Below are 8,185 nucleotides of genomic sequence, written 5' to 3' on the forward strand. Positions count from 1 at the left end.
CGCAAGCGGGCGCGTTCGCATGCAGGCATGGCACAAAATTGGTGCACCCCCCGGGGAAATTGCGCACCAACAGCGCACAGCACATCACAAAGAAATCATAAGATAATGAAAAATAAAGGTTTTTCTAGTTTGGCAAGGAATGTGCGTAAAAGCCATCAACCGAAGCCTTTGCGCAACGGTGATAAGCACAAAGCCTTCGGGCTGAAACAACACCTAACGCACATAATGATCCGAGTGGAGTCCTGACCATGATGATGAAAAAACTGGCCCTGGCAATCGTTGGCGCAAGCACTGTCGGCCTCAGCAGCCTCGCGGCGGCCGAAGAGTTCCCCACCAGCGTGGGAACCTTCGACGTCAGCATGACCGCCACCCTGGCGACCGACTACATCTGGCGCGGCCAATCGCAGACCGCTGGCGCGGGTGCCATCCAGGGCAGCCTGGACATCGCCCATGAAAGTGGGCTCTATATCGGCACCTGGGCATCCAACGTCGACAGTGAATGGACCGGCGGCTCCAGCGTCGAGATCGACTACTATGTCGGCTATGCCGGCAGTATCACTGATGACATCGGCTACGACCTGTCCTGGAACACCTACACGTATCCCAAGGCCAGCGACCTGACCAGCAAGGAAGTCATCGCCAGCCTGAATGGCTACGGCTTCACCGTCGGCACCAAGTATGCCTACGACCCCAACAGCGCACTCTACACCTGGATCGGCTACGACTACGAACTGCCGCAGGGCTTCGGCCTGCACCTGGCCTATGGCCGCACCGACACCAAGGACACCTTGGCTGTGGTCGAAGATAATTCAGGCGTTGTCATCTACCAAGATACGAAAAGCAAGTACGACGACTGGTCGGTCGGCGTCAGCAAGAACTTCATCGGCCTGGACTTCCTGCTGGCCTACACCGACACCGATATCAAGAGCGGCACCTGCGAAGCCTGGTACGGCGACAAGGACTACTGCGACACCAACGTGACCCTGTCCGTCTCCAAATCCTTCTGATCTGATCGCTTCACCTGCAAAAGCCGCCTGCCCGGGCGGCTTTTGTGCATCCCGAACCTCCCCACCCGCTGCAGCGGCAGTATTCAGGCCACACGGCCCGGCACGGGGCGAGCTAGAATGGCGGCCCCACTCGAGGAGCCCTACCATGGCAAACGCCCAGAACCTGATCTGGATTGACCTGGAAATGACCGGTCTGGACCCGGACCACGACGTCATCATCGAAATGGCGACCATCGTCACCGACAGCGAGCTGAACGTACTGGCCGAAGGCCCGGTGATCGCGGTACACCAGAGCGACGAGATTCTCGCCGGCATGGACGAATGGAATACCAACCAGCATGGCAAGTCGGGCCTGACCCAGCGTGTACGCGAAAGCACGATCAATACCAGCGAAGCGCAGGCCCTGACCCTGGCATTCCTGGAGCAATGGGTGCCCAAGGGCAAGTCGCCGATCTGCGGCAACAGCATTTGCCAGGACCGCCGCTTCCTCTATCGCCACATGCCGGAACTGGAAAGCTATTTCCACTACCGCAACCTGGACGTATCCACCCTCAAGGAGCTGGCCGCCCGCTGGGCCCCGGAGGTTCGCGACAGCTTCAAGAAAGGCGGCACCCACCTGGCACTGGACGACATCCGGGAATCCATCGCCGAGCTGCGGCATTACCGCAAGCATTTCATCAAGGGCTAGAGGCTGGAGGCTGGAGGCTGGAGGCTGGAGGCTGGACAGTGTGCGCGCCCAGCTTTCCAGCCTGTAGCGCTCTTGTCGGCTGCGCACCTGAAGCCTACTGCGCCTTGAGCACGCCTTCCTCAAAGATGTTCAGCTTGTCGCGCAGTTCCTGGTCCGACAACTCGCCCTGCTCCTGCCCATCCGCCTCGGGCTTGTCGCCCGACTGCTCCCCTTCGATGGCACGCTGGGCCTTGCGGGTCAGCACCAGGATGTCGATACGGCGATTGACCGGGTTGTAGGGGTTCTCGGCATCCAGCAGCACCGAGGAGGCATAACCCACGACGCGCGCCACCTGGCTCTCCGGGTAGCCGGCGGCGACCAGGGTGCGCCGCGCGGCATTGGCGCGACTGGCGGAAAGCTCCCAGTTGCCGAAATTCGAAGCGCCCGAAAAGGGCTTGGCATCGGTATGCCCACTGATGCTGATCTTGTTCGGCACGGCCTTGATGGTATCGGCCATGGCCAGCAGCAGGTCCTCGAAGAACGGCTGCAACTGGGCGCTACCCAGGGCGAACATCGGGCGGTTCTCCGCATCCATGATCTGGATACGCAAGCCGTCGCGAGTGATCTCGAACTGGATCTGTTCACGTGAGTGCATCAACGACGGGTTCTCATCGACCTTTTCCTGCAATTCCTGCAACAGCAACTGCAGGCGCTCCTGCTCGACTTCCTCGGCCAGTGTCTCGGCATCCGCACCGTCCATGCTGGCCTGGCTGGTGGCGCTGCCGACACTGTCCAGGGTCGGATTCAAGGTCTTGTCCGGGGCTGGCGTCGGCGTACCGCCCAGGTCGATCACATAGGGGCTGGCGCTTTCGCTGAAACCGATCGGGTCCTGGAAATAACCGGCGATGGCCTTGCGCTGCTCGGGCGTGGTGGATGAAAGCAGCCAGAGCACCAGGAAGAACGCCATCATCGCGATCGCGAAGTCGGCGAAGGCGATTTTCCAGGCCCCGCCGTGGTGCCCAGCGGCATAGCGTTTGACCCGCTTGACGATGATGGGTTGATTATTGTCCATACTCAGGCCTGGAGTTCAGTCAGCACGCGGCAGGACAGCGCCTGCTGCGTGTCACGGGTATTCGGTTCAAGTACAAGCCGGCAGATGCGCACGGAGCCCCTCGGCAGGACAGCCACTAGCCGCCACGCATCGCTTGTTCGAGTTCGGCAAAGCTGGGGCGATGGGCCGGGAACAGCACCTTGCGCCCGAACTCCACGGCCAGCGTCGGCGGCATGCCGGAAGCCGAGGCGACCAGGCTGGCCTTGATCGCTTCATAGAGGTTCAGCTCTTCCTTGGCATCATGCTCCAGGCTCGCCGCCAACGGACCGAAGAAGCCATAGGCCGCCAGAATCCCCAGGAAGGTCCCCACCAGCGCGGCCGCGACGTGCTGGCCGATGGCGTTCTGGTCACCGGAACCGAGCATCGACATGGTGATCACGATCCCCAGCACCGCCGCGACGATACCGAAACCGGGAAGGCCGTCGGCCACGCGGGTCACGGCATGGTTCGGGTGATCGAGATCCTCTTTCAGGCTGGCCAGTTCCATGTCGAACAGCCCCTCCAGTTCATGGGGGGCCATGTTGCCCGACGACATGATACGCAGGTAGTCGCAGACGAACTCTGTCAGCCGTGAGTCCTTGAGGATCACCGGGTACTTGCTGAATACCGGACTGGCGGCCGGATCCTCGAGGTCCGCCTCGATAGCCATCATCCCTTCACGACGGCTCTTGTTGAGGATCTCGTAGATCAGCTTGAGCACATCGAGGTAGTAGGCATGGGTGAAACGTGAGCCGAACATGCTCAGGGATTTCTTGAACACATGGACGAACGTGCTGCCGGGGTTGGACTGCAGGAACGCGCCCAGGGCAGCGCCGCCGATGATCAGCACTTCGAAAGGCTGAATCAGGGCCGCTATATGCCCATGCGACAGGAGATAACCGCCCAGAACCGATGCGAAGACGATGATGATACCGAGGATTTTTGCCATAGTTGGAGAACGTTCTGAAAGCGGATGAGCGAATGAGCGAATCTTGCACAAACGGGGCCAGGCCGTTTCATCATAGCGGGACGGCCATGGTCGAATGAACAAGGGCTTATGGTTTTCGGCTGATTTGCGCCAGACTAGAGCCCATTTTGCCTAAAAGTCAGTATGGCGAATACCCATGACGACACAGTCGCAACGCCCTCGTACCATCAGCGCCTGGATAGAAGTCCTCGACGCAGTCCGAATGCCCGCCTTCGCCATCAACCATGAGCGTGCGCATCAGGCCCTGCGCCAAAGCAACAGTTCGATCCGCGAAATCGCCGACAGGATACAGGCCAGCCCGGTGCTGGCGCTGTCCGTCATGCGCGAGGCCAACCGCACCAGCGGCGAGCGCGTGGCGCCGGCCGAGAGCCTGGAAATCGCCCTGAGCCGTATCGGTCTCAAGCGCACCGAAGAATTGTTGCTGAATATTCCCTCCGTTCAGCCCGCGGACATCCCGCTGCCATTGCGACAGATCATCGTCATCAGCCAGCAGGCCAGCCAGCAGGCCAACGGCCTGTTCGCTTCGCGCCTGGCCCGGCTCTGGCAGGAGATCCACTGGGGTAGCCTGCTGCTGCTCTCGCCCATGTGGCCTATGGTCGCCGCCTACCCGGATATTTTCCAGGCCTGGGAGGAGCGCGTACTGGCCAACGGCGAGAATGCCGCCACGGTGGAAATGGAACTGCTTGGCGTCCCGCTGTTCAGGCTGTGCCTGGCAATGGCCGAGCACTGGAACCTGCCCGAGTGGATTATCCAGAGCCACCGCCTGCTGAGTTCCGACCGGCAGATGCTGGTCAAGGCCCTGCATATCGCCAAGGAAAACGAGCACCCTCTCGAACAGCAACAGCACCTGGATAACGACCCCGAGCTGCGGCGCTGGCTGACCCACCCCGGCAACACCGCCCTCATGGCCAACGGCCTGGCCTTCGCCGCCCACCATAGCTGGGGTAGCCCGCACACCCTGCGCTGGCAGCGCCTGATCGCCCTGTATTTGCAAGTTCCCCTGCCGGAGTTGCAACAACGGGTCCACCAGCAGGCAGTGATCAACGCACGCAACCATCCCCTTCCCGGCCCCTGGCAACCGGCCGTGGGGCTCCTGTGGCCCTGGAACAGCCGCTTTCAATTACCGCGAAAGGCGCAGGCGCAAAAAGCCCCTCCGGGCGATATCGAATCATGGCGCAAGCATTGTGCCGAGCTGCTGCAGAGCCAGACCCCCTATGCCAATCGCCACCAGTTGGCCCATGCGGCGAGCCAGGCGCTACTGGCCGGCGGCTTGCAGCGCGTACTGATCATGCAGCCGGACGCTCTTGAAAACCGCCTGACGACACTGGTCGCCAGCGGTTTTCCTGTGGAAACGTCCAAGTTCACCCTCAATGGCAACCAGAGCCCGATACTGCGCAAACTGCTGGAAAAGCCGCTGAAATTGCGCATAGATGCGAAGAACTCCGCCCAGTATTCGGCACTGCTGCCTGGCAAGCTCAAAGCACTGTTCAACAGCGACCATCTGTTCATGCGTTCACTGGGCAGCAACGTATCCCTGTTGATCATTACCGACCAGAACGGACTCCCTTTCAGCGATGCCAGATTGCAGCTCTGTGAAAAGACCCTGCAGTGCATCGACCGGGCCGTGGCTAATTTCTCTCGATAAAACAGTCACATGCCACGACATGGTTTGCGAAGGAAGCTCAACAGCACCTAGACTGCGATCTTTCAGCAGCGAAATGAGGTCCGCCGTGTCCGTATTCCGCGATCTACCCCTGATCATCGAGCCCGCAGAACTGGCCGCACGGTTGCACAGCCCCGAGCTGGTATTGGTCGACCTGACCAGCGCCGCCCGCTATGCCGAAGGCCATATTCCCGGAGCACGCTTTGTCGATCCACGCCAGACCCAGTGGGGCCAACCTCCCGCGCCAGGGCTGCTGCCCGCCAGGGAACAACTGGAAGCGCTGTTCTCGGGCCTGGGGCACGGACCGGAGAAAATCTATGTGGTTTATGACGATGAGGGCGGCGGCTGGGCCGGGCGCTTCATCTGGCTGCTCGACAGCATCGGCCACTCGCACTACCACTACCTCAACGGCGGCCTGCCCGCCTGGGTTGGCGAAGGATTGCCCCTGAGCCAGGAAACACCGGCAATGACGACGGGCCAGGTAACCCTGACCCTGCAGGAAGCGCCCACGGCCACCCGCGCCTATATCGAAAGCCGCCTGGGCGCGCCCGACCTGCTGATCTGGGATGCGCGCTCGCCAGCCGAGTACCGCGGCGAAAAAGCCATAGCCGCGCGCAGCGGGCATATCCCCGGCGCGGTCAACTTCGAGTGGACCGCCGGCATGGACCCGCAGCGCGCGCTGCGCGTACGCACGGATATCGCCGAACGGCTGGAAAGCCTGGGGATCACGCCCGACAAGGAAATCATCACCCACTGCCAGACCCACCACCGGTCGGGCTTCACTTATCTGCTGGCCAAGGCCCTGGGCTATCCCAGGGTGAAAGCCTATGCCGGCTCCTGGGGCGAGTGGGGCAACCTGCCCGATACGCCGATACAGTCATGAAAAGGTCCTCAATGAAAGATCGCCTGTTCGTCCTGAGCCAGTACCTGCTGCCTCATCACCTGATATCGCGCCTGGCCGGTTGCCTGGCCGAATGCCGGATGCCGTGGATCAAGAATGGCTTCATCCGCTGGTTCATCCGGCGCTTCCAGGTCGACATGAGCCAGGCCCGGGTCGAGGAACCGACCGAGTACGAACACTTCAACGCCTTCTTCACCCGCGCCCTGAAAGACGGCGCCCGCCCCCTAGACCCGCTGCCGGGCGCCATCCTCAACCCCGCCGACGGCACCATCAGCCAGTTGGGCAGGGTCGCGCAGGGCCGCGTGTTCCAGGCCAAGGGCCACAGCTACAGCGTGATCGAGCTGCTCGGCGGCGACGCCGAACGGGCCTCGCCCTTCATGGGCGGGGACTTCGCCACCATCTACCTCTCGCCCCGCGACTACCACCGCGTGCACATGCCCCTGAGCGGTACCCTGCGCGAGATGGTCTACGTGCCGGGCCGCATCTTCTCGGTCAATGGCGTGACGGCACAGGGTGTGCCGGAGCTGTTCGCCCGCAACGAGCGCGTGGTCTGCCTGTTCGACACAGAACGCGGGCCGATGGCGATGGTGCTGGTCGGTGCCATGATCGTCGCCAGCATAGAAACCGTCTGGGCCGGCCTGGTCACCCCGCCACGCCGCACCCTCAAGGTGCAACGCTACGACGAAGCCGCCCGCGCGCCCATTCACCTGGAAAAAGGCGAGGAAATGGGACGTTTCAAGCTGGGTTCGACGGTCATCCTGCTGTTCGGGCCGGAACAGCTCGCCTGGGCCGAAGGACTGGCAGCGCAGAGTCCGGTACAGATGGGCCAGCGGTTGGGGCAGCCCAGGCAATAGGCTGGAGGCTGGACAGTGTGCATGCCAGCGCCCAAACCCTGTCAGGCGCTTTTTCTTGCAGCTTGTGGCTTGAAGCTTGCCGCCGCTAGATCCGATAGGTGGTCCTGGTCATCACCTTGGCCAGCAGACTCATGGCGAACTTGACCGGTGCCGGAAAGCGGTAACCCCCGGCATTGATCGCTGTGTTCGCATGCTGAGCCTCATCCTCGCGCATCTGCAGCAGAATGGCCCGGGACTTCTCGTCGTTGGTGGGCAGCTTCTGCAGGTGCTCGTCCAGGTGCTTGCACACCTGATCCTCGGTCGCGGCGACGAAGCCCAGGCTGACACGGTCGCTGATCAACCCCGCCGTCGCGCCGATACCGAAGGACAGCCCGTAGAACAGCGGGTTGAACACACTGGTGTGGCTATCCAACTGATGGATGCGCTGCTCGCACCAGGCCAAGTGGTCGACTTCTTCTTCGGCGGCATGCTCCATCGCCTTGCGCACCTTGGGCAGGCGCGCCGTCAGGGCCTGCCCCTGGTACAGCGCCTGGGCACAGACTTCTCCGGTATGGTTGATACGCATCAGCCCGGCAACGTGCCGGCTCTGGCTCTCGCTCAGCTCGGCTTCGTCCTTGAGCAACGCCGGTGACGGACGATGGGGCTGACCACTGAAAGGCAAGAGTGAACGCAATGCCGCGTCCGTCTGCATCAGCAGACGGTCGACGGGGGAGTAGTGGCGATCATTGGACATGGACGCCTCCTGCTGGAGAATGGGAGGCCGGTCAGGCGCCGGCGAAGGCACCAGTGTAGCAAGAAGCTGGAGGCTGGAGGCTGGAGGCTGGAGGCTGGACAGCGTGCGCGGCCGCACCAAAACCCTGCCACGCGCTTTCTGCCTTTTCGTCCAGGCTCCAGCGCTCTTATCGGCTCTTTACTTCCAGCTTGCCGCCGCTCTTCTACGCCAGCTCGTCGAAGCACTCAGCCAGAATGGCCAGGCCCTTCTGCAGTTGCGCGTCGGGGATGGTCAGCGGCATCA

9 protein-coding genes are annotated in these 8,185 nt (G+C 62.1%); 5 read left to right on the forward strand and 4 right to left on the reverse strand.

The window, feature by feature from the left end; all coding sequences use genetic code 11:
- Window positions 1-248: 248 nt before the first annotated feature.
- The gene (locus DNJ95_RS17150; RefSeq protein ID WP_242671958.1) at window positions 249-1,007 is read left to right on the forward strand and encodes a TorF family putative porin; all 759 of its coding nucleotides are present in this window, start codon (window positions 249-251) and stop codon (window positions 1,005-1,007) included.
- Window positions 1,008-1,152: 145 nt separating this feature from the next.
- Entirely contained in the window at window positions 1,153-1,695 is a 543-nt protein-coding gene (orn, locus tag DNJ95_RS17155) for an oligoribonuclease (RefSeq protein ID WP_131185950.1), read from the forward strand.
- 94 nt (window positions 1,696-1,789) lie between these two features.
- On the opposite strand, the gene motB is transcribed toward orn, so the two are convergent.
- Both motB and motA read right to left on the reverse strand, forming a co-directional pair.
- Window positions 1,790-2,746 (reverse strand): flagellar motor protein MotB, encoded by a 957-nt coding sequence (motB, locus tag DNJ95_RS17160; RefSeq protein ID WP_131185951.1) that lies wholly within the window; start codon window positions 2,744-2,746, stop codon window positions 1,790-1,792.
- Window positions 2,747-2,861: 115 nt separating this feature from the next.
- Window positions 2,862-3,713 (reverse strand): flagellar motor stator protein MotA, encoded by an 852-nt coding sequence (motA, locus tag DNJ95_RS17165; RefSeq protein ID WP_131185952.1) that lies wholly within the window; start codon window positions 3,711-3,713, stop codon window positions 2,862-2,864.
- Window positions 3,714-3,888: 175 nt separating this feature from the next.
- Between motA and DNJ95_RS17170 the strand changes: the two genes are divergently transcribed.
- The 3 genes from DNJ95_RS17170 (at window position 3,889) to asd (ending at window position 7,170) form a co-directional block, all read left to right on the forward strand.
- Window positions 3,889-5,397: an HDOD domain-containing protein gene (locus tag DNJ95_RS17170; RefSeq protein ID WP_131185953.1), complete on the forward strand. Its 1,509-nt coding sequence runs from the start codon at window positions 3,889-3,891 to the stop codon at window positions 5,395-5,397.
- 85 nt (window positions 5,398-5,482) lie between these two features.
- Entirely contained in the window at window positions 5,483-6,298 is an 816-nt protein-coding gene (locus tag DNJ95_RS17175) for a rhodanese-like domain-containing protein (protein ID WP_131185954.1), read from the forward strand.
- A gap of 11 nt (window positions 6,299-6,309) precedes the next feature.
- Window positions 6,310-7,170: an archaetidylserine decarboxylase gene (asd, locus tag DNJ95_RS17180; protein ID WP_131185955.1), complete on the forward strand. Its 861-nt coding sequence runs from the start codon at window positions 6,310-6,312 to the stop codon at window positions 7,168-7,170.
- An 85-nt stretch (window positions 7,171-7,255) separates the two neighbouring features.
- On the opposite strand, the gene coq7 is transcribed toward asd, so the two are convergent.
- Window positions 7,256-7,903, reverse strand: coding sequence for a 2-polyprenyl-3-methyl-6-methoxy-1,4-benzoquinone monooxygenase (gene coq7 / locus DNJ95_RS17185; RefSeq protein WP_131185956.1), 648 nt, complete (start codon window positions 7,901-7,903; stop codon window positions 7,256-7,258).
- Window positions 7,904-8,105: 202 nt separating this feature from the next.
- A partial coding sequence (locus tag DNJ95_RS19590; protein WP_242671964.1) for a hypothetical protein occupies window positions 8,106-8,185 on the reverse strand: 80 nt, incomplete at its 5' end.

This window comes from Stutzerimonas kirkiae (assembly GCF_004327335.1).
In the GTDB taxonomy this organism is placed as follows: domain Bacteria; phylum Pseudomonadota; class Gammaproteobacteria; order Pseudomonadales; family Pseudomonadaceae; genus Stutzerimonas; species Stutzerimonas kirkiae.

What these genes read in the sequence shown, in the direction of transcription:
- DNJ95_RS17150 (WP_242671958.1), top strand. Translation starts at nt 249, where the DNA reads ATGATGATGAAAAAACTGGCCCTGGCAATCGTTGGCGCAAGCACTGTC.
- orn (WP_131185950.1), top strand. Translation starts at nt 1,153, where the DNA reads ATGGCAAACGCCCAGAACCTGATCTGGATTGACCTGGAAATGACCGGT.
- motB (WP_131185951.1), bottom strand. Translation starts at nt 2,746, where the DNA reads ATGGACAATAATCAACCCATCATCGTCAAGCGGGTCAAACGCTATGCC.
- motA (WP_131185952.1), bottom strand. Translation starts at nt 3,713, where the DNA reads ATGGCAAAAATCCTCGGTATCATCATCGTCTTCGCATCGGTTCTGGGC.
- DNJ95_RS17170 (WP_131185953.1), top strand. Translation starts at nt 3,889, where the DNA reads ATGACGACACAGTCGCAACGCCCTCGTACCATCAGCGCCTGGATAGAA.
- asd (WP_131185955.1), top strand. Translation starts at nt 6,310, where the DNA reads ATGAAAGATCGCCTGTTCGTCCTGAGCCAGTACCTGCTGCCTCATCAC.
- coq7 (WP_131185956.1), bottom strand. Translation starts at nt 7,903, where the DNA reads ATGTCCAATGATCGCCACTACTCCCCCGTCGACCGTCTGCTGATGCAG.